This window comes from Meiothermus sp. Pnk-1 (assembly GCF_003226535.1).
Taxonomy (GTDB): Bacteria; Deinococcota; Deinococci; order Deinococcales; family Thermaceae; genus Allomeiothermus.
Genome location: NZ_QKOB01000002.1, coordinates 254,382 through 276,601 on the forward strand (window position 1 = coordinate 254,382; position 22,220 = coordinate 276,601).

The window sequence follows — 22,220 nt, forward strand, 5'->3', positions numbered from 1 at the left end:
TTTTTTAGTCCTTGCCCAGCCTCGCCGCCGCCCCCTTCTCCCGCAGGGAGTCCAGGTACGCCGCCTCGAGGCCGGGGTCTACCCCTGCGGGTTTGAGGAAACCCTGCATATCCCGGCTGCGGCGGGTGTGGTGGTCGTAGAGTTGTTGCGCCGCCCGATCCAGCCGGCGCTCACTCTCAAGGCAGCCCTGGTAGAGCGCGGCCAGCCGGGCCAGGCGTTTTTTGGCTTTGTCGATCATGCTACCTCCTGCAAATCTTCCGGGCCGAGGGCCCGCCGGGCTCGAGCCCGGGCGATATACCCCGCTATCCCGCTGTCGTCGAGGTTGTCCCAATTGCTCTCAAACACCTGCTGGATGGCGCCCTTGCGGCTCAGGCGATCCACCGCCTCGCGGTCAAAGGCGGTATCGGTGACCAGGTTGTGTACCTCAACCGGGTGGGTCTGCCCCAAGCGGTCGATGCGGGCGTTGCGCTGGGCGTGGGTGGCATAGGTCAGGGGGAGATCGTAGTTGACCAGCCAGCGGCCCCGCTGGGCGTTGAGCCCTACCGCCCCTGCATCGGACATGACCAGGATATCCGCCCGCGGTTCGGCCTGGCCGCTGAAAAGCGCTTTTTTGCGGGCCTTCTCGTTGGACGAATCCGCCCCGGTGATGACCGCTACCCGGTGCCCGGCCTGCTCGAGGGCTTGGCGAATGTGCTCGACCGCCTCCAAGCTCCGCGCAAACACCACCCCCGGATGGCCCTGGGCGCGCTTTTCCTCAGCCAGGCGCAAGAGGTGCTGAATCTTAGCGTTGTGCTCCGGGGGGGCCGTATCTATGGCCCTGGCCTGGGCGCTGAAGTAGAGGGTGCCCAGGCTGCGGCCTAGCTGCCGGGCGATTTCCTCGTGTTCCTCTTTCGGTTTACCGGCAAAGCTGTTCGGGGAGAGGGTCTGCATGGCCTCGAGGTCCACCTTGCCCTCGCGCAACGCCGTGCGGGCCCGCTCGTAGGCAACCTTTACCCGCTCGAGGGCCTTTTTCTGCTCGGGGTGCAGCTCGATGGGCCGGTCTCCCCGTTCCCCCCGCACCCCCCACACGTCGGTGCGGTTGGTGCCGGATTTGACGGTTTGGGAGTAGATATAGCGGCCCATCTGGCGCTTGAAGGCCTCCGCTGCGGCGGGGAAGTCCACCCCGAAATTGCGCTTGAACTCCTCCCGGCGGCCTTCCCAGCGGTCCGGGTCGAGTTTGTAGGCGATATCGTAGGCCTCCGACCAGTCGTTTTTGACTGGCGTTCCCGAGGCCAGCAGGGCGTACTTGGACTCGTGCAGGGTGGCATCGGCTACGGCCTGCTGTACCGCGTCGGGCTTGCCCTCCCGGCCCGAGAGGTTGTGCCCCTCATCCACCGGCACGTAGTCGAGCAACGCTTCCGCCCCGTGGTGGGCCAAGGCTTCGCGCAGCATCCGGCGGCGCTCTCGAGGGGTAGCAGCCATGAAGGCCGCTTCGGCTTCGGCGGGCTCGAGGCCCCGGTGGGCGGCGATCATCCGCATCACGTCATCCCGCCAGGTCTGGTGGGTGACCACCACGAAGTGGGTTTGGGGGTCTTGATAGGCCTTGAGGCGTTCCGGCCAGGGAGCATCCTTGGCGTGAAAGCCAAACCGCCCCGGCTCGGTAAAGCGGGCCATCTCCTCGCCAAACTGATTGCGCACAATCGAGGGGGTGAGGAATAGCCCCTTGCGGGCCTTTCCGCTGCTGATAAGTTCGGTTCCGGTGCCGATCTGGATGGGGGTCTTGCCGGATCCCATGCCCAGGGCCTGATAGGACTTTTTGGCGGCCAGGGCAAACTTGATCGCCCGCTGCTGAGGGGCGTATTTGGTCCCCGCCCCCATGGTCACCTTGGGATAGACATTTGTCCCCGGGGCGGTGGGATCCAGGTTCTGGGCGACGTAGGGCAGCACCGCAGCGATTTCTCCTTCGGCCCGCTCCCCCAGGGTCAGGCGCTCGGAGAAGGGGTCCCGCACCTTCACCCCCTGCTCGGTCTGGTAACCTGCGCTTACCCACCCCCCAAATAGCGCCTTTTGCGCTTGGCGCAGCTTTTCCTTCAATTCCAGGCTGCGGTTGAGCTTTTCCTTGACCGCCCCCTCGCCCTCGGCGGCAAACTTTCCTGCGCGGCGGTCGCGCAAAGCCGCCATCTGTCTTTGCTCCTGCTCCAAGAGCTTGCGCCGCTCCTCGGGATCCACGGCGGCCTTGAAGCGTTGGGAGAGGGGGATAGCCCCCTTCCCCAGGCGCAAGGGCCGCCCGGTGAGGTTGGTGTAGTACTTGGCAAAGCGCGGGGCATAGACTCCCTTCATGTGCTCCTGCACCGCCCGATAGGCGTTCTCCAGCCCGCGCATCCCGCTGACGAATTCGGCCCAGGCGGTCGGCCCGGCAAACTGCTCGTAGATTTCCTGGCGGCGGCGGTTCCAGTTTGACCACTCCGGGGATATGGCCTCATCGCCAAACATGGAAACGGCCATCTTCTCGGGCTCCGGCCCCAACTCCTTGAGGGCCTCCTCGAGCGCGGCCTGATCCTTGCCGGTCTTGGGGTCGAGCTTGACGATCTCGGTGTAGAAGTAGTTGCGCAATGCCCGCTGATCGGCATCGCTGAGGTCCCCTAGGGGCTTGAAGGCGGCCTGGGTGCGGGGGTCTTGCAGCAGGGCCAGGTAGGCCGCGCGGCGACTCTCCGGGCTATCCCCTACGCTCTGGGCGTGTAGCGGGGCCTGGTCGGGGTGCAGCTTGGCTACGTACTCCTCGGCCATGCGCTGGAACTTGGCCCGCAGCTCGGGGTCGGTATCCACGTTTCTGGGCTTTCCCTCAGCGTCCTGGCTTGGAAAGATCTCCTCGAGCGTGTCGGCGTAGGCCTCGTGCTGCGATTCGGGAACGTACTGCAGGGCGAAGTCTACGCTCCCCACCTCCCGCAGGATATCGCTAGGTTTCCAGCCATCGGCCAGCCGTGAGGCCACATACTCCTGCAGGGCCTCGGCTACGGGTCGCCCCTCGCTGAAGCCGGGCGGAACCGCGAAGGGCTTGGGCTGGTCGGGGTCATTGTGAACATTCTTGGGGTAGCTGACGAATCCCTCTGGCAGCCAGTCGGGCTCATCCATCTCCCCTTTGCGAATGGCCTCCAGATGGGCTTGCAGCATCGCCTCGGAAGCGCTGGGGCGGCTCACCAGGCGGTCCAGGGCGGGCGCTTTCAGGCCAACGGTAATCCGCCCCTCCTCGTCGATCTGGAGGCGGTAGTCCTCTCCCTCGGATAGCCCCAAGGCCCCCAACCCCCACAGCAGTTGCTCCTTGTCTACATCGCCTAACTCGAGCGCCAACTCCCCCGGCTTGACCCGCTGCAGGGCAAGGTTCAGCGCCGCCCCGGCTTCCACCTGGCCCAGGGCCGATCCCAGGGCGTGCATGGCCTCTTCCAAATACTCCTTGCGCTGGGCGTTGAGTTCCCGCGCGGCGGCAAGGCTGGCCGCGTCGGTCACGGGGGGGAGTTCAATCTCGGCGGCGGCGGCTTCGGCTCGTTCCGCCGTGGCCAGGGCCGCGCGCATCCGCTGCACACTTTCCTGATCGTGATACTGGGCCAGGCCCGCCCGGATCGCGGCTAGCTCCTCCCCCTCCTTGTCTTTGAGCAACACCGCGGCGGCAATCTGGGCCGCGCCATTGACCCCAAAGACCTCGCTTACCAGCCGGTCCATCCCCAACCCCGACGCGCTCAGCAAGGCCGATTGCAGGTGGGTGTGGGCGCCAAACCCGTATGAGCCGCGCAAGCGCTCACGGGCCTGGGCTATCGAACCCTCGCCCGCCTGTTCCACCTTCTCCAAAAAGCTCCGGGTGAGGTCGGACTTCTCGAGTTCGGCTACATCCTGGGCCAGCCGCTGGACAAACTCAGCATCCTCCAGCGGGTGTACCTCCACCTCCATGGGGGCTAGTTCTGCTTCCCGCAGGGCCTTGGCCAGCTTTTCCGGGTCTTTAGCGCGTTGGGGATCTAAGGCCGCGGCCTTGCGCTCGAGTTCTTTGATCTCCTGGGCGGTTTTGAGAAACGCTTTGACTCGCTCCGCGCGCTCGCGTATTTCCTTTGGGTCAATCTCGGTTTCCGGGGTCGCCAGGCCGTCCTCGCCGCGGATGATCTGGGCCGCCTGGTGCATCCCCCGCATAAACGCCCGGGCCTCGATTACCCGCGCGGCCTTTTCGGGGTCGGTCTGCTCGAGGGCTTCGATCCGCTCGGCAAACAACCGCTCACGGCGTTCCCGGATGGCATCCGCGTCTATGCCGTGGGACTGTGCCGTAGCCCGCAGGTTTTTGCGAAAGCCCAGGGGATTGCTCGGCTCTTCTTCGGGGTAGGGGGCGGCATCCCCCAAGACGGCCTGGCGTAGCTCGTGGTTTTCCACCAGCTCTTGCATCAGGTTGCGCTCGAGGCGCTTCAACCCCCCCAGCACCTTGCGGGATTCCTGCGCCGCTACCATTTTTGCCCCGGCTTTGAGTACCCCCTGGTCCCCGAAGCTCTCTATCAGTTGCTCGGCCCGCTTCCCGGTAAGGGCGGCTTCCGCGGTGGGGTCATCCCAGCCCGGCAATCCCAACTCGCGGGCGAGTTTGAGCTGTTCCAGGCGTTTCTTATGGGTCTGCTCTTGCAAGGCCTCGAGCATTTTTTTGGCCTCGGCCGGGGGTGGCCCCTGGCTGGCCGCCTTTTGTTTGCGGGCCTCAGCGCGGGCCTTGGCGTTTTGCTTCCACTCCTCGGGGCTTTTGAGCTTGGAAAGCTTCAGCCCGCGCAAGCCCGCCCCCCCGGAGAGGACGTGGGCGGTGCCGTCGCGGTTGACGCGGATCTTGACCCGGACGTAGTGATCTGATCCGGGGTTAGGGTGCAGGGTGATCCAGCGCTCCTCACCCCCCTCGGCTTTGGCAAAAGCGGGGAGGTGGCGGTGTACGAAGAGCTGATACACCCCAGGGGCGAGCCTGCGGGCGTAGTTCAGGGCGGCTCGCTCGTAACGGTTGTGAAAAACCAAGCGCATACCCCCAAGCTAGCCGCGCTTGGGGGTAGGGCTGGCCGCTCTGGGGTCAGCGGGTCTCGAGGCCCAAGGCTTCCTTGGCGTACCCGCTCAGGGTGTCTTCCAGGCTAGCCCGCTGGGAAGGGGTGAGTGCGGTGGCCTCACGAACCCGGCGGGCAAATGCCACTGCCCACTTCCGATCACCGGGTTTAGCGCGATTCAGTTCGCGCATCAGTTCATCGAAAGTAACTCCACGGGTCGTAGGGCGGTTGAGTACCGAAGGCATGTTGCACCTCCCCCAGCCATTCTTCATCCGATAGGCCACCAAGTGGCCTCTTGTGGTCCTTACCCAGGTTGACACTCCCACGGCTAAAGCACGTGGGATTCTTGGTTCGTCGTCTCTTGCCTACCATGAGCAGGTCTTACAGAGACTCCCCAAGCGTTTTGCGTCTCCGTGTGCCCCACGGCGACGGGGATAGCTCGTATCCCTTCGGCCCGGATGTTCAGGGCCGCGTTCAGGTCTCGGTCATGCACCGCCCCACACCCGCAGGTCCAAACCCTGTCCGAGAGGGTCAGGGCGGTGTGGATTGTCCCACACTCCCGACAAAGCTTGCTGCTGGGGAAGTAGCGGTCAATCACCACCAGGTGCTTGCGATACCAGACCGCCTTGTACTCCAACTGCCGCCGAAACTCACCCGGGGCCGCATCTAGAACCGACTTGGACAGCTTGGTTTTCGCCATCCCTTTCAGGTTCAAGTTTTCAATGCACAGCCCGTCGTACTTCTGGACGAGTCCGGTGGTCAGCTTGTGCAGCCAGTCCTGCCGCTGGTTGCGGACCTTGGCGTGGACCCTGTTCAGCCGATGCCTCGCCTTTTCCCGGTTCTTGCTACCCTTCTGCTTGCGGGAAAGCTCCCTTTGCGCCCTGCGAAGCTTGCGCTCTGCTTTGCGGTAGAACTTGGGTGGAGCTATTCTTGTACCGTCGGAAAGCACCGCGAAGTCTTTCAAGCCGAGGTCAATCCCTACCACCCGCTCAGGGTTTGCAGGGGGCAAGGGTATGTCAGGCATGGTGAATTCGGCGGTCAGGGTGACGTACCAATGCCCTTGCGTATCCCGCTTGAACGTAGCGCCCTTGATGGCGCAATCAATCGGCTGGCTCTGGCGAATCTTGACCCAACCGACCTTGGGGAGGTAAACCTTGCCTTCCTCCACCCGGACGCGCTGGGGGATTCTGAAGCTCGGCCTATCCCGCTTCTTCGACTTGAACTGGGGGAACCCGGCCCGTCGCTCGAAGAATGCCTTGAACGCGTTGTCGAGGTCTTTCAGGGCTTGTTGGAGCATCTGGCTATCGGCTTCTTTCAGCCATGCCATTTCGGGCCGCTTCTTCAGGGCGGTCAACTCGGCGGCCTGTTGGTTGTAGGTCAACCCCTTCCCGGTGGCGGCATACGCCTCCTTGCGCCGTGCAAGGCCCCAGTTCCACACGAACCGCCGAGCTCCGGCCATACGCAGCAAAGCCTCAGCTTGGGCTTGGGTGGGTTCCATGCGGAAGCGGTAGACCTTGCGATGGACAGCCATTCAGTCCCTCGTTTTTTGGGCGGCGATGTACTGCTCGATGGTTTTGCTGCTAACCATGCCCGCCGTGCTCACGAAGTACGAGCGCGTCCACAGCGCAGGAAGGCGGATGAGGTGGGGGAACTCCCGGCGCAGCACGTGCGAGGTGTAGCCCTTCAAGCGGTGAGCGACCTGATTGGGGGCCACGTCGGGGTCTACCGAGATGAACAGGTGTACGTGGTCGGGCATGATTTCCAGGGCGATGATTGCCCACTCAAGCTCAGCGGCTTTCGCTCTGAGCAAAACCTCCAAGCGCTCGGCCAACGGTCCTACCAGAATCTTGCGGCGGCGCTTGGGCACGAAAACGAAGTGGTAACGCAGCAGCGAGACGGAGGTGTTCTTGTGTTTGTAGGCCGTAGGCACTATCACAGTATAGCACACCTGCCGCCCACCATGCTATGTCCGCCAGGGGCGGACGTGGGGGAGTCCATGTATCCCATCCCTGAAGGGATGGGTTTTATAGCTCCCCCACACCCCCTCTTTTTTATAACTGGGAGGTAGATTTCATCCGTAAGGCAGTGCAGCTCAATCGTATAAGGTTCGATCCTCACGTCTTCGAAAGACTGCTTTGTAGAAGATTTAGCGTCACCGACGCCAGACGTGTAATCCTAGAAGGAACTCCTGTACTTAAAGATCTCTCTCCCAAAAAACCGATTTACTCTGACCGAAAACCAGGGATTAACTTTGAGGGTAAGGTAGCCGACGGTAGGATGATGCGTGTCAAGGTATCCTGGTTGGAAGGGTATGTAGTGGTCACAGCACACGAGGTGCGAAAATGAGCGAGACCTTGATCGAAAAACGGGTCACGCACACCCACAAGTCACCTGAGGGAGTGATCGTGGTCGTGAGTGGGATTCCAGCCCAGTGTGCTCAAAATTCAGATGGTGAGCCGTACTTCTACGATTTCGACGTAGCCCTTCGACTTGAAGAACTCATTAACGCGGCGTTGGCCAGGAAGCCATCACCTGGGGCGGTCGTGCATGTTGCCTGGGATGAAAAGGTTGAAGCCATAAAACCCCCAGCAGACGTGGAAATCCGGGTCAGGGGAGAGGGCATTATCTTCGGCTCCACTTCGATATCTGTCTGGAGAAAGATACTCGACCGTGCACACGGCGCCTATCAGGCCGTAGCCAGGGTCTTGGCGGAAAAAGAAGGTCGACCTGTACCCCCACCCCCCGTTCTGGCATTTACCCTTCCAGGAAGCCTTGTTATTGGGCTTCGCTCTCAAGAAACGCCACTTTTCGCTGAACATGATTTAAGCTCAGAAGCCTTAAGGCTCATCGTGGAAGGTGTTCGCTGGGCGGAAGACGGGGTGCCCAAAAACGACCCTGTGCTCGAGGAGACTGTCCTGCGCGCTGTGGAGGAGTTGTCACCGAGCGGGCGTGAGGAGATTCGGGAGATAGAGATTACTTACCAGGCTCCCCACCGCTTGAGAACCCAGGCGGTTTTAACTCCTGAAACCCACAAAAAAGCAGTGGAACGTAGGGTTGAGTTAGCGCGCCAAGAAGAACAGGCAAAACCAGTGGTTTTAGCTGGCTTACTGGATGAGATAAAACTGGACGATGTCTTCCATCTGGCTCAGCTCGAGGAGTTTCCAGATCACCATCGAACCACCACGGCGCGGGTTTTTTACCCGAGAATTCTCCTCCCCATCCTTCTACAGTTGTTTGGCCAAAGGGTCCGGGTGGTAGCAGAGGGGGTAAAGAATTCGACCGGTAAATTCGAGTATCGGGCCCTCAGCATAGAGCCCTTAGAGCCTCTGGAAAAGTAGCGGCTACAAGGGGGGATGGTATGGAAGAGGTTTACCCCTCGAGCCCCCCACAATGGCCCCATGCTCAGCGGAATCTACAAGGCCCAGGTGACCGCCGTCCACCCCGGTGGGGAGTCTACCGACCGCGAGACACTGCCGTATGCCGGGACACTCTCGGTGATTTTGCACAACATGATGCAGCTCGGCGGCGTGGACGCCGCTCCCCGCTTCCGCGTCAGGATGCTGCGCGAGCGCGCCCACCCCAGCGCCGGTATCTACCGGCTGCCCGAGGTGGGCGATTGGGGGCTGGTGTGCTTCTGGGAGAACGACGCCGAAGCCGGCGTCTGGCTGGGCAGCCTCGACGACGACCTCAGAAACCTGGTCCCCGAGGAGCTGTGGGCCAAGGACCCCTACGCCGAGGTGCACCACTGGCCCTCCGACCGCTACGCCATCTTCCACGGCGACGGCGCTGAGGAGCACGTCTGGCCCGACGGGTCGTTCTTGAAGGTCACCACCCGCAAAGACGGGCAGCCAGGGAACCCCAGCGAGCGCTCGAGGCTCACCCCCCGCAGGATGCGGCGCAAGAAGCAGGGCGGGGAGGGCTTCGAGAGCGAGCGCCAGTCCTACCCCGGCCACGCCGAGCCCCAGGTCGACGTGGTGTTTCACCACGCCTCGGGCGCCGAGGTGCGCATCAGCGCCGACGGCTCCTTCTGGCTCACAACCGCCCTGGGAATCAGCCTGCGGCTATTCGACGACGCTGAGCAGGCTCGGCAGAACGGCCAGCCCGAGCCCCCCCAGGCCATGAGCGGCCCGAACTCGGGGCTCTACCTCGAGCTCCCCGGCTCCCGGGCCCGCATCGCCATCATCGACGAGGTGCAGCCGCGAATAGTCATCGAGGGCGCCCACGTGGAGGTGCGCTCGAGCAGGATACAGCTCGGCGGAGACGCCGGAGCCCCGGTAGCCTGTATAGGGGATGCAATCGTGGGAGAGATCCCCCCAAACACCGTGATGACTGCCGCCGGGACACCCAACGCCGCCCCTATCCCCGTGACCGGCAGGATTGCTGGTGGCAGCAATAAGGTCACGGCGGAGTAAACCACCCCACGCCCCGCCACGGCGTGGCGGGAAGCCGGGGGCTTCCGGGGGTGGTTCTGGTGAACAGGATGGCCTCGAACTAGTTATGATTGACTCTACATCATGGTACCCGACAAGCTTCTCCTCACCACGCCGAACCCGATCGAGGAGCGCCTCGAGGCCCTCCGCGAACTCTTCCCTGAGGCCTTCAAGGAGGGGAGGCTCGACCTCGAGACCTTCAAGTTCCTGTTAGGCGAGAAGGTGGAAACGGGGCGGGAGCGGTATGGGTTGTCATGGGCTGGGAAGGCCGAGGCCATCCGTGCGGTGCAAATCCCGAGCGGTGGGACCCTGCGACCCCGACGGGATCAATCGGTGGATTTCGACACTACCGAGAACGTGATCATCGAGGGGGACAACCTCGAGGTGCTCAAGCTGCTGCAACAGGCCTACCACGGCAAGGTCAAGCTGATCTACATTGACCCGCCGTACAATACGGGCAACGACTTCGTGTACCCTGACGACTTCCGGGAAGGAGTCAGGCAGTATCTCCGCTTCACCGGCCAGCTATCCGAGGATGGGGTACGCCTGACCACCGCCACCGAGCAGGGGGGGCGGGTGCACAGCAGGTGGCTCTCCATGATGTACCCCCGGCTGCAACTCGCCCGAAGCCTCCTGCGGGACGACGGGGTGATTTTCGTCAGCATTGATGACCACGAGCTGCACAACCTCCGGGCGATCATGGACGAGATTTTCGGGGAGGAGAACTTCCTCGCCACCGTTCTTTGGCAGAAAAAGTATGCCCCCTCGAATGACACCACCGATTTTTCCTACACCCATGAATACCTGCTCTCCTATGTGAAGTCTCGTCGGTTCAACGAGCAGGGGAAGGCTGTGGCGACGCTCAAACGAATGGGGCGCACTGAGGAGCAGAACCGGCTTTATAAAACCCGTTGTACTCAGCGGCTAGCTCCCGCATGGCTCCCTTCAGGCCCTGCACGTCCTTAGCCCCCCGCAACGCTTCGCCGAGGCGATGGAGACCGAGAGCAAAGGCCCGTCGGGCCTGTGGGGTGTCGGCGGGGCTGGACTCCACCCGGCTCAGGATCTTCGTAGCCATGAACCCCACCCCCGCTGAGGAATTGGCCCGCAACTCGGCGGCGAACTCGAGCGGCTTTCCCACGAGGTTGTCCCGGGTTAGCAATCGCCGCGCGATGGCGGGATCCTGTTCTAGGGTCTCGAGGTCGGTTAGGCTGAGGCGGAATCCCTCTTCCTTGGCCCGGGCCTGCAGGGCGGCCAGGTCCTTGCGGGCCCCACCGATCTTTTCCCCCACGTCCCGATACTCCCCACCGTTGGCCGGGGGAGCGGGCTCGGGAGCGGGTGGGGTAGCCGGGGCCGGGGGCGCGAACATCCCGGCATCGGCCAGCGCTTGGTGATCCTTGGGAAAATCTTTAGCCAGCACCGGCTCGAGCTTGCCGACCAGCAGCTTGGGATTCTCCAGCAGGCGCTCGGCTTTGCCCAGCGCATCCTTGCGGGGGAGCGCGGCGCTGACCGTTAGCTCCTGGCCTGAGGGGAACACACACACCACCCGCCAGGCCAGATCGGAAGCCTTGGGGGGGGATTTCTTGCCGTTCTCAAACTTTGGCTCCCCCTCCACCCGCAGCTTTATCGCGGGGCTGAAGGAATCCGGGGCCCCAGAAGGGTAAACCGATCCCACCTCAATTCTTTTGCGGTGGTTGTAGGTAACCTCCCGTCCGTCCTTCAGCACGATAAACCCGTCCTGGCGGGTAGCCCCCAGCCGTTCCCAGGGGCTTTCCGCCGGGCCAGGGCTCGGTGCAGCGGCCTGCTGCACAAACTCGTCCAGACTGAGCGGGCTTTGGTCGGCCATTACCCGCTGGCGGTTGTTCTCCTCGTAGGCTGCCAGGGCGGCTTCCTGGTCGCCCCCGAAGCGCTTATCCACGAAATCCCGCCAGCGCTTATCGGCCTGCGCCTCAGCCTGCCGCTGGCGTTCCGCCTCGATGGCGGGATCAGGCCCCTCATCGCGCTTGGGGCGGGAAACCCCTACCTGCCCGGCGAGATCGTCCAGGGTCAATCCGGCGATAGCCACGGCCTGGCCGCGGTCGATCAGGTATAGCTGGCCGTTGCGGAAGGCCAATTGCTCGGGCCGGTCGAGCGGCCAGTAGCGCAGGTGGGTGCGCACCCCCAACTTCTTACCGGCCTCCAGGGCCCGCTGCGCCGCTTGGAAAACCTGCTGGCGGTAAGCGGCTTCGGGGTCGAGCGGGGCCTCCTCATCCACCCGCTCCCAGCGGTGATTCTCGTTGAGGCGGTAGGTCACCCCGAATACCGTTTTGGTATCGCCCACCCGTAGCCGCCCGCTCTCGATCAGCCGCGCCTCCTCGGGGGAAAGCTCGCGGGTATCCGGCCCCTGGCCGTAGGGAATGGCCTGATCGGCGGGGATCACGCGCTTGTCCCCGCTAGCGGTGGTGACCTCGTAAGCCGGGGCCCCGCCCAGGGTTCCCTGGCCGGTGATGGTGCCGGCCACCCCCGCCGTGTCGCTATACACCTTGCTCCCCAGGGGAAGATCAGGGGGGCTGGGGGGGGGTGTCGGCCTCAGGGGCGGCGCCTCCTTGCTGGGTCAAGCCGCTTTGCTCAGCCCAATCCACAAAGGTGGGGGCATTTTCGTTAGCGGCATGGAAGGGGCCGGTAGCGAGCTTAAACCACTCGCTTTTGGGCAGGGTTACGCTCAGGCCACTGGAGTTGCGCACGGTGATGAGCGTGTCCGAGGGAAAGCGGTTGATCCCGGCATCGCCGATTGCTGAGACGGCGTTTTTGCGGCGCAGCTTCTCCCCGTTGGGGTAGACCACGAATAACCCCTCGTCGGAAGGCATCTCGTAGCGGCCTGTAGACGGGTTGTAGCGCAGGCGCTCGAGTTCGTCGGGATGCACCACCGCCCCGTTGGGCAGGGTGACATAGTAGCGTAGGGGCTTGCCGGTGGCATCGGAGGGAATGAAGTGCTCGGGGGAGTAGGGATACCCCCAGATCTCCTCACCTCGGCTGGTGAACCCCTTGTGCTCCTTTTTCAGCCCCACGTCCCGGTACCGGTCGCCAATTTTGAGTTTTCCCTGCCGCAAGAGTTTGCGAGCCTCCTCCAGGTGTTCCGGCTGCACCTTCGGGCGGGGGGCGGGCGGTTGCCCTTGCTCTGCTTTGGGCTCCGGGGGCTCCTCACCGGGCAACCCGGCCAGAATCTCCTGGGCCGCCTGCCGGGCGGCGTTGGTCAATTGGCGCTGCCACGCGCCGTTAGAAGGGCTCCAGCGGAAGCCCCTGGCCTTGAGCTTGGCGATGACCTCGGGGGCGGGCTTGCCGGGGAAGATCAGGCGCAGGCGGTCTTGCCCGGCATCTTCCACTACCTGCACCCCTTTGACCGTGCGGGGTTGAGGACCGCCGCTTTGAGACTGCTGCGCGGCCATAGCCTCCTTGGCCCGGGCGGCCTCGGCCAGGGCCCGCACCCGGCGTATCTCCGCGCTGTTGTTCTTCAACTCGTAGTCGTGAAAGCCGATGCGCCCGGCAAAGTCGGGCGTCAGGCGCTTGTGCATATCCGCAGATGATAGCCCGTATCGGGCAAACTCGGCCTCGAGTTCGGGGGTAGCTTTGCCGCCCGCCCGGCGGATAGCGGCATTCAGGTTTTTCATCATCTCCTGTAGCCGCTCGAGGTGGGCCAGCTTGCGCTCATAGCGCTGTACCTCGCTAAGCGGGGGCTCCCCCATCTCCGTAAGCCGCTTGCGCATGGCCTTCTCGGCCCGCTCATCGAACTCGGAGAGTTCGTTTAGTTTGCGCATCTCCGCCTCAATGCGCTTTTGGTTGCTTTCAAAGGGAAAGTTGGCGGGTCCGGCGATCATCGGGCTGGCTACCCGGGACTTAGCCGCAAGATAGTCCAGCACTTTTTCCTTGCGGCGCCGGGCGTGCTCAGTAAGCATCTGCTCCAGGGCGGCTCGCTGCTCCTCGGTCTTGGCTAGCGGTGCCAGGCGATCAATCAAGCCACTGAAGTGGTCTACCCACTCCCGCTGGTGCAGGTGGGCGCGATGTTCGGGGGACCAGCTCGTTCCGTTATGCGCCGCAAGGGCGGCATCGTAGGGGATATCTGAGCCCTGAACGGAAAAGTTGCCAAATTGTACCCGGGCGGCCTCGGCCAGGGCCCGCTTCTTTTCCGCAGACATGTAGCCCGGCTCCTCTCCCCGTTGCGGCGCGGGGCTGGGGGGGGCTGAGGGGGCCGGGGCGGGCTGGGGCGGCTCAGCCACGGGGGTGGGCTCGAGGGGTAGCCCCATCTGCTCCCCGCGTACCTCTTTGGCCGGGAGCAAAGCCCGCGCATCCTGCTTTTTGGCCTTGGGGGCGTGTTTTGCCGGGTTGACAAAGTAGGTTTGTAGGTGGGTTTTGCCCTTTCGGTTCACCACCTTTTGGGTGGGGACCAGATGGGAGAGGGGGTGGTCAAAGATGGTGCCCTGGATGGCCTTTAGAAACAGCCGTAACCGCATTCTCATGAGGGCAGGCTAGGGCTGCCCAGGGGTCAACCCGCCCCCGGCTGCGGGGCGCGCAACGCCTAGTAGTCCCCTTTGGTGGGGGGGATAGGGGGGGTGGCCTCGATTACCTCGAGCCCCAACCCCCTGGCCGCGATGAGGTTGTCCTCAAAGGTTTTCAGGGGTGGGAGCTGGTCGCTCCACTTGTTTACACCCGGAAACAATTCCTTCCCGCCTGGGTCGGCAATCCCATTGAGCAGGGCTAGCGTGGCCAGGGCTAGCGGGTCATCCCCATCGCTGATCCAGGTCCCACCGGAAAAGACATACCTATGCCCACCGGGGCCTTTAGCCACAATCCTCATGATGCCTCCCCACGCAACAAGCTTATCACCAGATCGAAATGATCGGGATCTTTGCGCGCAAACGCTACCGGATTTTCGTATAGCGCCTCGATACCCATGGACAGCACCTCTCGTCCCAGGAATTCGTGTATCACGCCGTTGACCCGGCGGGTGTAAATGCGGCCCACATAAGGGTGAAAAAAGTGGTCGGGATTGGCCTGGTACCCCGGCCAGCTTTCGGTGGTTATCCAGGTCGGGGAGCTGTCGGCGGTGCGGCGGTGGTACCACTCCAGGATCCGTTCGTTGGCGCCGGGGATCAGGTCGTGCAGGACGTGACCGAGTTCGTGGGCTACGGTGGAAGGGAAGTCCTCGGGGGTTACGTAAATAGCGCCCTCGCGCTGGTGGGGAGACTCCTCCGGGGTGCGGGGGCGAATGGAAACGCTGAAGTACTCGAGCGCCTTGGGGCTTACCAGATCGCATACGAACTCAAACCCCTTGAGGGTGCGGTTGCGCTGGTCCTCGGGGAAGGGGGGGATTTCCGTTTCCCCCAGGTTGCGCTTATCAAAAAAGGGATGCCCCAATACCGGACCGTCCTCCGCCGCCAGAGCGTCCATCAACTGTTCCGAGTAATAAGCTTTTAGCGCTTGCAAGCGGTACTCTGCCCTCCCCAACTGCTCTATGACTTTGCCAGAGGGATCGGAGTCCACCCTTTGCCTCAAGCCCTCGATCTCCTCGAAGAGGGCAGTAAACTTGTGCTCAAACGATTTGGCGATTTCATCCAGTTTTTGCCGCGTCCGCCCGCCTGCGGTGGCCGGATAGGTGGGGGGTGGGGGCAGTTTGAACTCCGAGATCCCCAGCCCGGAAACCAATTTTTCTTCGGGCGGGCGCACGTGATAGGTCTGGACATGGGTCTTGCCTTTCCGGTGGACCACCTTCTTCACCGGAATCAGCGCAGATGCCTTGATGATCAGTCGCACGGTTCCTCCTCCGGGTCGAGATCGGGGTCGGTGTCGGGATGGGGATTTTTCTCCTCTTCCTGGTCTTCCTTTTGCTCGAGGTGGGGGTTGATCCCGCAGATATAGCCTTTATGATTCACCATGCTCCCTCCCGGTGGGGTTGGATTGCTGAGGCGCGTTTTCGGGCGGTTGCTCCGGCTCGAGCCCGGCCCGGATGGCCGCGAGGCCCTTGGGTACCTGCCCTTCCTGCTGCGCTTCCTGCTGCGCTTCTTCCGGCGCATCCTGCTCTTTATCCGCCCCAGCTGCCTGCCCAACCGCCTGTAGGTACACGCTTTGCATGGCCGGATTGATGGGGGCCTCATCGAGGATCTTGAGGCCGGTCGCGGGCAGACCCTGCCGCTCGCGGGCCTCACGGAAGGTGAGGGTGAGCTTATCCCACTCCTGGGCCTCCTTGGGATCCTTGTCGCCGGTGAAGACGAACTCGGCCTCCTCGTCCACGGCCTGGACCAAAATGTTCATCACCCCCTGAATGTGCTGCTTGAGGGGTACGTAGCCCTTGTCCATCCCTGAGGTGATCTGGGCCTCCTTGGACCCATCGGAAAGGGTGGAGCTTTTGGTAGAGAACGACTCAAACCCGATTTCCTCGGGGTTGATGCCGTACAGGGCGCAATGGATGGCTACTAAAAAAGTGATCCACTTGGCAAACATCATCTCGTTGACTTCAATCCCGGTGCGGGTGAACTGGGCGCCCGACTCCTTGTCTTTGGAAACCATGATGGGCAGGTTCCAGGCGTTGTTCACCCCGCTGAGGTAGGCCCTGACCTCGGCTTTTAGGTCCTCGAGGTCCTGGTCGGCAAAGTCGCCAAAAATGTTCAGGATGCCGCGCGGGATATGGTTTTCCTCGTAGGCTTTGGCGTTGTACTCGGTGGCGTTGAGGAAGTTGGTCACGAAGCGCAGCATGAGTTCGGATTCCGCGATGCCGTAACCGAGCCCGTAGGTATCCGTGCGGGGGTTGCGCACTTCGTAGAGGATCTCCCCGTAGGCGTACCAGTCATACACCACGTCATCGATCACCCGCACCGCCTTTACGTCTTCCAGTTCGGGCAGCTCGTAATTGGGGTTGGTGGGCTCGTCGAGCTGGTCGAATCCCCCCGGGGGGGCGATGTACACCGTGGCCCCGTCCACATGCACAAAACCGTGTGGACGGCCTTCGCCGGTGGGGATAACCTCTACTGGCATGGCGTCCATAGCCAGGGTATCCATGGTCACCTTTTTCAGGAAGGTGGCAAAACTGTCGCGCTTCAGGCGCTCCCGCTCGAGGGGGTTGAACACCGCCCCGCAGTTCATTACAAAGCGCTCGAGCCAGCGTACCCGCTCCCGGTCCGCATCTCCCATCTCGTGGCCGGGTCGGCCCCGCAAGCGAATGCGAAAGCCGGGCTCGTGGTCAAACCGGGAGGGCTGGGCCAGGCGGGATATCTGCCGCTGACGAGTAAACACGATAGAGGACAGGATGGGATCGTGGGCGACTAGTTGCCGCAACTGCTGAAACCCGAGGGGGGCCGGACGCCCCCCGGCGGCATTGAGGGGGCGAAAGATCCCATAAGGGTCGTTCCACCCGCTCTTGGGCTGAGCCCGCATCCGTATCATCTCCAGGCGGGTGATGGCCTTGATGATGTCTACGGCCTCGAGCCGGGGCACCGCGGGGGCTACCGCCTTGGCGAGGCTTACCGTAGCGTCGTGACGCTCATCGGGTGGGGCTTGGGGGTGCTTAGCCACCGCGGCGGTTTCATGGATCAGCTTTTCCAGCGGTCTGAGGTCATCCACGCGCTTAATATCGGGGGCAAGAGGGGTCACAACAACCCCGCTATTGCTATTCGATAAGGAGAAAAAGCAAGAAACCCTCCAGCCAAAAGGTACCCTTCCTTCAGAAGCCTCTGGATAAGGCTTGAGTTTCCAAGAGGAAATACAACAAAACTTAGATTAGGATATCCCCATGGCTAAAGACCCTACCCCGGTTGTAGAGGAAAAAGGCGAGGGGGAAGCAGCTATCACCCTTGCTCAGGAAGGCAGAATCGAGTGTTTCATCACTGGTGTGCTGCGTAAGGATACCCCCGAAGAGCGCGTTCGGCAGGAGTGGGCCCGCAAGCTAGTAGAGGAGTATGGCTACCCTAAAGATAGCATTGGGGTTGAGGTAATTATCCCTATGGGCCGGGCCCGCAAATGGGCAGACCTAGTGATCTACGAGCCCGGCGAGCCGCACGCGATTGAGCATATTCGGATCATCGTCGAAGCTAAGTCAGAAAAAGCAAAGCCCTCTGACAAGAAAGAGGGCATAGCCCAGCTCAAAAGCTACCTGGCCGCTTGTCCAAACTCTGAATGGGGTCTTTGGGTGGGCTTGGAGCGCCAAGCTTTTCAGCGGATTACCAAAGATGGAAAACACGGGTTTCTGCCCACCACCGATATCCCTCGCTTTGGTGAGAAGGCCCCCAGGCGGCTTACCTATAAGGATCTTAAGCCTGCCGAAGGGCTCAAGCGCGAGCTTCGGCGCATCCACAATTACATTTATGCCAATCAAGGTCTGCCCAAGGACCAGGCGTTTCACGAGCTTTTGAAGCTGGTCTTTTGCAAGGTCTACGAGGAACGCACCAAGAAAGCCCACGATCCTCTCGACTTTGACATCACTCCCGAGGAGCGGTTCAGCACCGAGGGCAAAAAAGCGCTGAGGAAGAGGCTGGCGCGTCTTTTTGAGGGAGTTAAGGCCCAGTATCCTTACATCTTTGAAAAGGATGACCACCTCCGACTAAACGATGACGTCTTGGCCTACGCGGTAAGCGAGCTTAGGCAGTACTCGTTCCTGCGCACCCGGACCGACATCAAAGGGGCGGCCTACCAGGAGGTGGTACGGGACAACCTGAGGGGGGACCGGGGTGAGTTCTTTACTCCCGACAACGTGTGTCAGATGGCCGTGCGCATGGGGGTGGAAATACTCATTGCGGCCAGCCGGGGGAAGAAAGGCTGGACTAACATCCGGGTTCTGGACCCTGCCGCGGGGGCCGGTGGCTTCCTGAGGGCCTTCATGAACGAGCTGAGGGCCTATCTCCTAGCCCGCGAGGAAGGGAAGTACACCCTAGAGGCTTTGGAGCAAGTTGTGATGAGCGAGCTTAGGGACGTTTGCAATCGCTACATCTTTGGCTTGGACATCAACCCCCTTCTGGTTAGGGCGGCTCAGATGAATCTGGTGATGCACGGAGATGGAAGCACCAACATATACCATGTGGAGGGCGGTAGCCTCATCCCATTCAGCCAGATGCCTGGTGAGGTTCAGGAAAAAATCCCCCCAAGCAGTGTTGACCTAATCGTTACCAATCCCCCCTTTGGGAATGGTCCTGGCCTCAAGGTGGATAACCCCGACATTCTCGAGGCGTATGAGTTGACAAAGTACGGGCTCGAGGAAGGGCGCTCACGGAGCAGCCTTCCTCCGGAGCAGCTTTTCATTGAACGGGCTTACCAATGGCTTGCCCCAGGCGGGGTGTTGGCCATTGTGTTGCCTGACAGCATTCTTTCTAATCCGGGGCTGAAGTTCATCCGGGAGTGGATTCTGGAGAAGTTTGTTGTGGTGGCCAGTGTAGACTTGCCTATTGAGACCTTTGTAGCCTTCGGGGGTACGGGCACCCAGACCAGTGTTTTGGTGCTTCGCAAAAAGACCGAGGAAGAGATTGAACGAGAAAAGCTTTCCGGCAAGCCCCTGGAGTACGAGGTCTTCATGGCCGTACCTCGCACGATGGGCTATGACCGACGCGGGAACGACTTGTGGAAGCGAGATGAGGAAGGCCAGCTTTTGGTAGGCCAACGTGACGATGAGGTGAGTGAGGTGAGCGAGATCTTCGTGCGGTGGCTTAGGGGAGAACTCAAGGCTCGAGTGGAGGAAGCATGAGCCTGGATTTCCTACGTATAGGTAGCGTCTACCTGCGGAAGGGCGAGAAACGCCTAGATTCTAGTTACTACACCCTTGCCGTGCGGGCCCGCTGGGAGCTTGGAAGGACCCGGTGGCCGCTCCGGCCTCTGAGTGAGGTGGCCCAAATCTTTTACCCTGGCCGTTTCAAACGCCCCTATGCTCCTAAAGGCAAGGGGGTGCCCTTCGTGGGCTCGCGGGAAATGTTCTTTTGGCCCCTCCAGCCCCGAGACTCTCTCTATGGTACTTTAGACGACTGGCGCGACCTAATGGTAGAGCGCGGCTGGGTTTTGGTGAGCCGTTCGGGCACGGTAGGGCAGGTTCTTTTAGTCAGCCGGGATTTTGCCAATACCGCCGTTACTGAAGACGCTATACGCTTAGAAGGCCAAAAAGGCGGTTACCTATATGCTTTTCTAAGGAGCAGATACGGTCGCGACCTTCTTCAAGGTGTTCAATTTGGGGCTGTGATCAAACATCTGGAGCCCGATCAAATAGGTTCTTTCCCCGTTCCATTCTTGCCTGAAATCGTTCAGGAGCGCATTCACGCCAACATGCTCCACGCCCTCAGCTTGCTGGAACGGGGAAGCCGCCTTTTGAAAAAAGCGGAGCGGCTTTTATACGAACTTCTTGGGCTTCCCGATCCGGGCACCTTAACGCCCCACTATCTTCCCAATGTTTCAGGGACTACAGTGCCCACCTTCGCCGTAAGACGGAGTGAGTTGGACGGTCGTTTGGACGGCTCCTACCACTTGCCCGAGGTGGAAAGCCTTTTGCGTGCCCTAAAAAAGGGTAAATATCCCCTGGTTAGCTTGGAGAACCTGACTGCTTATATCCGCATCCCCCCCAGGTTCAAACGCCACTACGTGGATCCAAGTAAGGGCGTGCCTTTCGTACGCCCCTCTGACCTGGCTACAGTACGGGTTCTAGAAAAGCGATATATCGGCAAGTGGACTCCGGGGCTTCCTCAAGCCCTTCTAAGGCATCACGAAGTCCTCGTTAGCCGTAGTGGTAGCATAGGCGACATAGGGTTTGTCACGCGGGCTTGGGACGGTTGGGCTGGGAGTGATGACTTAGCCCGCATAGCCGCTAAAAAGTCCTTGTCCCGCCCTGGTTACCTTTACGCCTTTTTGTCTTCCGCATACGGCCAAGCCCAAATCAAAAGGGAAATTTATGGGGGGGTGATTGACCACCTGGAGGTGGAGCACCTAGCCGGGATTCGCATCCCTAGTCCACCCCTCAAGATACAGGAAGAGATTGGCAGGCGAGTCTATCAGGCTTTTTCACTTAGAGACCAGGCAAATGCGCTCGAGGAAAAGGCTATTGCCGACCTGGAAGATTTGTTGCAGACTCCGCGCCCTCCTCGACAAGGGACATCCGCATAATGCTCAGTGATAATTCCTCAGACTCGATTTTGCTGCTCGAATACTGTGGAAATTAGCCCATACAATGCAGTTAGTTATCTTGTGTGGAAGCCACCTCTACAGCTCGTCCCGCTGACCCCTTTGACCCCTATTTTGACCCCTACCGTGAGCAATCGAACCGCTTTGAACCAGAAGGGGGTTTTGGAGAAAGCCTGTCTAGCAGCGAAACCAGACAGAACGAAACGGAATGAAACAGTAGGTGAAGCGACCTCGAAAACCGGTATATCCCTTGCGGGGTATCGCGGGTTCGAATCCCGCCCCCTCCGCCAGCGGCGCAAGACCCGCCCTTATATAGGGCGGACTTTTCTTTTGACCCCCCCGGGTCGGACGCGTTGCCAGCGCCTCAAGCGGCGGTTTTGCGGTAACGTAAAGAGGATGTATACCGACGCTAGCCCTCTTACTGCAGCCGAACTACGGGTCGTGCTGGATCAGCTTCCCTACCGGGTCGAGCGCATCGAAGAAGACCGTTTTGCCATCGTCTACACCACCGGCCTCAAGGCCAGCCTGGTGACCTACGGAGAGCCCGGTCGGTTGCGCAGTTTGCAACTGCGGGCGGGCTTTACCGGATTCAGCCGCGTCGAGCTGCGCCACATCAACACCTGGAACCGCCGCTACCGCTTTTCCAAGGCTTATCTCGACGGCGACAACGACCCCGTGCTGGAGTTTGATCTTTGGCTCGAGGGGGCCAGCCCTGAGCTGGTGATGGCCTTCGTGCGCGAGTTCGAGGACTCCTGTAACCTATTTTTCTCCTACATTCGCATGATCGACGCCGAGGTGGTGGAGTAAGAAGACGTCAGGTTGCCGTATGTGGACCCGCGAAGAGCTAGACCGTTACGCCCGGCAGATCATCCTGCCGGGGGTTGGCGCGGCGGGCCAGGCCCGACTCAAGCGGAGTGCGGTGCTGGTGGTGGGGGCCGGGGGTTTGGGGGTCCCGGTGCTGCAATACCTGGCCGCAGCGGGGGTAGGGCGGATCGGCATCGTGGAGATGGACCGAGTGGACCTCTCTAACCTTCAGCGGCAGGTCCTCTACGGGGTGCGGGACCTCGGACGACCCAAGGCTGAAGTCGCCAAAGAGCGGCTCGAAGCCCTTAACCCCCACATCCAGCTCGATCTGTACCCGCTCCGCCTGGACTCGACCAACGCGCTCGAGGTGCTAGGTCCTTACGACTTGGTGCTAGACTGCAGCGACAACTTTCCTACCCGCTACCTGGTGAACGATGCTTGCGTACTGCTGGATAAGCCGCTGGTCTACGGGGCTATCCACCGCTTCGAGGGGCAGATCTCGGTGTTCCATTATCGGGGTGGCCCTTGCTACCGCTGCCTCTATCCCACCCCCCCCAGGCCGGGAGCCGTCCCTAACTGCGCCGAAGCGGGGGTATTCGGGGTGCTGCCGGGGGTGATAGGGAGCCTGATGGCTTCCGAGGCCCTCAAGGCCTTGCTCGAGCTGGGCGAGGTGCTCTCCGGCCGGCTGCTTCTCTACGATGGCCTGGAGCCGGCCTTTCGCACCCTGCACCTGACCCGTAACCCGGCTTGCCCGGTTTGCGGAGATGAGCCCACCGTGCTCGAGCTGCAAGATTATGAGGTGTTCTGCGGTGTTGAGGGTTGAAGGATGTTAGAATGCGCAGGCTTA

At 61.6% G+C, this 22,220-nt stretch carries 19 protein-coding genes and 1 pseudogene; 8 read left to right on the forward strand and 12 right to left on the reverse strand.

The window, feature by feature from the left end:
* Window positions 1-4 precede the first annotated feature (4 nt).
* The 5 genes from DNA98_RS04065 to tnpA all read right to left on the reverse strand — a co-directional run bounded on the left by DNA98_RS04065 (window position 5) and on the right by tnpA (window position 6,954).
* Window positions 5-238, reverse strand: coding sequence for a hypothetical protein (locus tag DNA98_RS04065; protein ID WP_110526112.1), 234 nt, complete (start codon window positions 236-238; stop codon window positions 5-7).
* A complete protein-coding gene (locus tag DNA98_RS04070) occupies window positions 235-5,007 on the reverse strand; it encodes a helicase-related protein (protein ID WP_110526115.1) in 4,773 nt (1,590 codons plus the stop codon). Before DNA98_RS04070 ends, DNA98_RS04065 begins: the two co-directional genes overlap by 4 nt.
* 46 nt (window positions 5,008-5,053) lie before the next feature.
* Complete coding sequence (locus tag DNA98_RS17750) at window positions 5,054-5,215, reverse strand: hypothetical protein (protein WP_158531599.1); 162 nt, start codon at window positions 5,213-5,215, stop codon at window positions 5,054-5,056.
* A 137-nt stretch (window positions 5,216-5,352) separates the two neighbouring features.
* Window positions 5,353-6,555 (reverse strand): RNA-guided endonuclease TnpB family protein, encoded by a 1,203-nt coding sequence (locus tag DNA98_RS04075; RefSeq protein WP_110526117.1) that lies wholly within the window; start codon window positions 6,553-6,555, stop codon window positions 5,353-5,355.
* Window positions 6,556-6,954 carry an IS200/IS605 family transposase gene (gene tnpA, locus DNA98_RS04080; protein WP_110526120.1) on the reverse strand — a complete coding sequence of 133 codons (399 nt, stop codon included), beginning with the start codon at window positions 6,952-6,954 and terminating at the stop codon, window positions 6,556-6,558. It abuts the gene before it with no gap.
* A 412-nt stretch (window positions 6,955-7,366) separates the two neighbouring features.
* Between tnpA and DNA98_RS17615 the strand changes: the two genes are divergently transcribed.
* The 3 genes from DNA98_RS17615 to DNA98_RS04100 all read left to right on the forward strand — a co-directional run bounded on the left by DNA98_RS17615 (window position 7,367) and on the right by DNA98_RS04100 (window position 10,420).
* On the forward strand, window positions 7,367-8,362 hold the full coding sequence (locus DNA98_RS17615) for a hypothetical protein (RefSeq protein ID WP_146237978.1): 996 nt from the start codon (window positions 7,367-7,369) through the stop codon (window positions 8,360-8,362).
* 60 nt (window positions 8,363-8,422) lie between these two features.
* Entirely contained in the window at window positions 8,423-9,436 is a 1,014-nt protein-coding gene (locus DNA98_RS04095) for a phage baseplate assembly protein V (RefSeq protein WP_110526130.1), read from the forward strand.
* Window positions 9,437-9,538: 102 nt separating this feature from the next.
* A complete protein-coding gene (locus DNA98_RS04100) occupies window positions 9,539-10,420 on the forward strand; it encodes a site-specific DNA-methyltransferase (RefSeq protein ID WP_233493067.1) in 882 nt (293 codons plus the stop codon).
* Here the strand turns inward: DNA98_RS04100 and DNA98_RS17620 are convergent.
* The 6 genes from DNA98_RS17620 to DNA98_RS04130 are packed head-to-tail and all read right to left on the reverse strand — an operon-like array spanning window position 10,317 to window position 17,041.
* Window positions 10,317-11,972 carry a hypothetical protein gene (locus DNA98_RS17620; protein ID WP_146237979.1) on the reverse strand — a complete coding sequence of 552 codons (1,656 nt, stop codon included), beginning with the start codon at window positions 11,970-11,972 and terminating at the stop codon, window positions 10,317-10,319. The genes DNA98_RS04100 and DNA98_RS17620 overlap by 104 nt on opposite strands.
* A 19-nt stretch (window positions 11,973-11,991) precedes the next feature.
* Entirely contained in the window at window positions 11,992-13,944 is a 1,953-nt protein-coding gene (locus tag DNA98_RS04115) for a hypothetical protein (RefSeq protein ID WP_146237980.1), read from the reverse strand.
* A 59-nt stretch (window positions 13,945-14,003) separates the two neighbouring features.
* Window positions 14,004-14,282 carry a hypothetical protein gene (locus DNA98_RS04120; RefSeq protein WP_110526142.1) on the reverse strand — a complete coding sequence of 93 codons (279 nt, stop codon included), beginning with the start codon at window positions 14,280-14,282 and terminating at the stop codon, window positions 14,004-14,006.
* On the reverse strand, window positions 14,279-15,238 hold the full coding sequence (locus DNA98_RS04125; protein WP_110526147.1) for a hypothetical protein: 960 nt from the start codon (window positions 15,236-15,238) through the stop codon (window positions 14,279-14,281). Before DNA98_RS04125 ends, DNA98_RS04120 begins: the two co-directional genes overlap by 4 nt.
* On the reverse strand, window positions 15,229-15,360 hold the full coding sequence (locus tag DNA98_RS18330) for a hypothetical protein (RefSeq protein WP_255418277.1): 132 nt from the start codon (window positions 15,358-15,360) through the stop codon (window positions 15,229-15,231). The genes DNA98_RS04125 and DNA98_RS18330 overlap by 10 nt, the downstream gene beginning before the upstream one ends.
* On the reverse strand, window positions 15,347-17,041 hold the full coding sequence (locus tag DNA98_RS04130) for a phage portal protein (RefSeq protein ID WP_110526150.1): 1,695 nt from the start codon (window positions 17,039-17,041) through the stop codon (window positions 15,347-15,349). The genes DNA98_RS18330 and DNA98_RS04130 overlap by 14 nt, the downstream gene beginning before the upstream one ends.
* A 169-nt stretch (window positions 17,042-17,210) precedes the next feature.
* On the opposite strand from DNA98_RS04130, the pseudogene DNA98_RS18475 reads away from it, so the two are divergent.
* Window positions 17,211-17,624, forward strand: a pseudogene (locus DNA98_RS18475) (type I restriction enzyme HsdR N-terminal domain-containing protein); the annotation flags it as partial.
* Here the strand turns inward: DNA98_RS18475 and DNA98_RS18015 are convergent.
* Window positions 17,514-17,819 (reverse strand): hypothetical protein, encoded by a 306-nt coding sequence (locus DNA98_RS18015; protein ID WP_233493068.1) that lies wholly within the window; start codon window positions 17,817-17,819, stop codon window positions 17,514-17,516. The pseudogene DNA98_RS18475 and the gene DNA98_RS18015 sit on opposite strands and share 111 nt — an antisense overlap.
* A gap of 6 nt (window positions 17,820-17,825) precedes the next feature.
* Here DNA98_RS18015 and DNA98_RS04135 point away from each other — a divergent pair, with 6 nt between their 5' ends.
* The 4 genes from DNA98_RS04135 (at window position 17,826) to DNA98_RS04150 (ending at window position 22,196) form a co-directional block, all read left to right on the forward strand.
* Window positions 17,826-19,151 (forward strand): class I SAM-dependent DNA methyltransferase, encoded by a 1,326-nt coding sequence (locus DNA98_RS04135; protein WP_233493070.1) that lies wholly within the window; start codon window positions 17,826-17,828, stop codon window positions 19,149-19,151.
* Window positions 19,148-20,551: a restriction endonuclease subunit S gene (locus tag DNA98_RS04140; protein WP_110526156.1), complete on the forward strand. Its 1,404-nt coding sequence runs from the start codon at window positions 19,148-19,150 to the stop codon at window positions 20,549-20,551. Before DNA98_RS04135 ends, DNA98_RS04140 begins: the two co-directional genes overlap by 4 nt.
* A gap of 414 nt (window positions 20,552-20,965) precedes the next feature.
* Window positions 20,966-21,376 carry a YbjN domain-containing protein gene (locus tag DNA98_RS04145; RefSeq protein ID WP_110526160.1) on the forward strand — a complete coding sequence of 137 codons (411 nt, stop codon included), beginning with the start codon at window positions 20,966-20,968 and terminating at the stop codon, window positions 21,374-21,376.
* A 19-nt stretch (window positions 21,377-21,395) separates the two neighbouring features.
* Window positions 21,396-22,196: a molybdopterin-synthase adenylyltransferase MoeB gene (locus DNA98_RS04150; RefSeq protein ID WP_110526163.1), complete on the forward strand. Its 801-nt coding sequence runs from the start codon at window positions 21,396-21,398 to the stop codon at window positions 22,194-22,196.
* Window positions 22,197-22,220 lie beyond the last annotated feature (24 nt).

Coding starts and splice junctions, on each gene's coding strand:
- DNA98_RS17615 (WP_146237978.1), top strand. CDS start 7,367: ATGAGCGAGACCTTGATCGAAAAACGGGTCACGCACACCCACAAGTCA.
- DNA98_RS04115 (WP_146237980.1), bottom strand. CDS start 13,944: ATGAGAATGCGGTTACGGCTGTTTCTAAAGGCCATCCAGGGCACCATC.
- DNA98_RS04100 (WP_233493067.1), top strand. CDS start 9,539: ATGGTACCCGACAAGCTTCTCCTCACCACGCCGAACCCGATCGAGGAG.
- DNA98_RS04145 (WP_110526160.1), top strand. CDS start 20,966: ATGTATACCGACGCTAGCCCTCTTACTGCAGCCGAACTACGGGTCGTG.
- DNA98_RS17750 (WP_158531599.1), bottom strand. CDS start 5,215: ATGCGCGAACTGAATCGCGCTAAACCCGGTGATCGGAAGTGGGCAGTG.
- DNA98_RS04075 (WP_110526117.1), bottom strand. CDS start 6,555: ATGGCTGTCCATCGCAAGGTCTACCGCTTCCGCATGGAACCCACCCAA.
- DNA98_RS04065 (WP_110526112.1), bottom strand. CDS start 238: ATGATCGACAAAGCCAAAAAACGCCTGGCCCGGCTGGCCGCGCTCTAC.
- DNA98_RS04140 (WP_110526156.1), top strand. CDS start 19,148: ATGAGCCTGGATTTCCTACGTATAGGTAGCGTCTACCTGCGGAAGGGC.
- DNA98_RS04120 (WP_110526142.1), bottom strand. CDS start 14,282: ATGAGGATTGTGGCTAAAGGCCCCGGTGGGCATAGGTATGTCTTTTCC.
- DNA98_RS04150 (WP_110526163.1), top strand. CDS start 21,396: ATGTGGACCCGCGAAGAGCTAGACCGTTACGCCCGGCAGATCATCCTG.
- DNA98_RS04095 (WP_110526130.1), top strand. CDS start 8,423: ATGCTCAGCGGAATCTACAAGGCCCAGGTGACCGCCGTCCACCCCGGT.
- DNA98_RS04070 (WP_110526115.1), bottom strand. CDS start 5,007: ATGCGCTTGGTTTTTCACAACCGTTACGAGCGAGCCGCCCTGAACTAC.
- DNA98_RS18330 (WP_255418277.1), bottom strand. CDS start 15,360: ATGGTGAATCATAAAGGCTATATCTGCGGGATCAACCCCCACCTCGAG.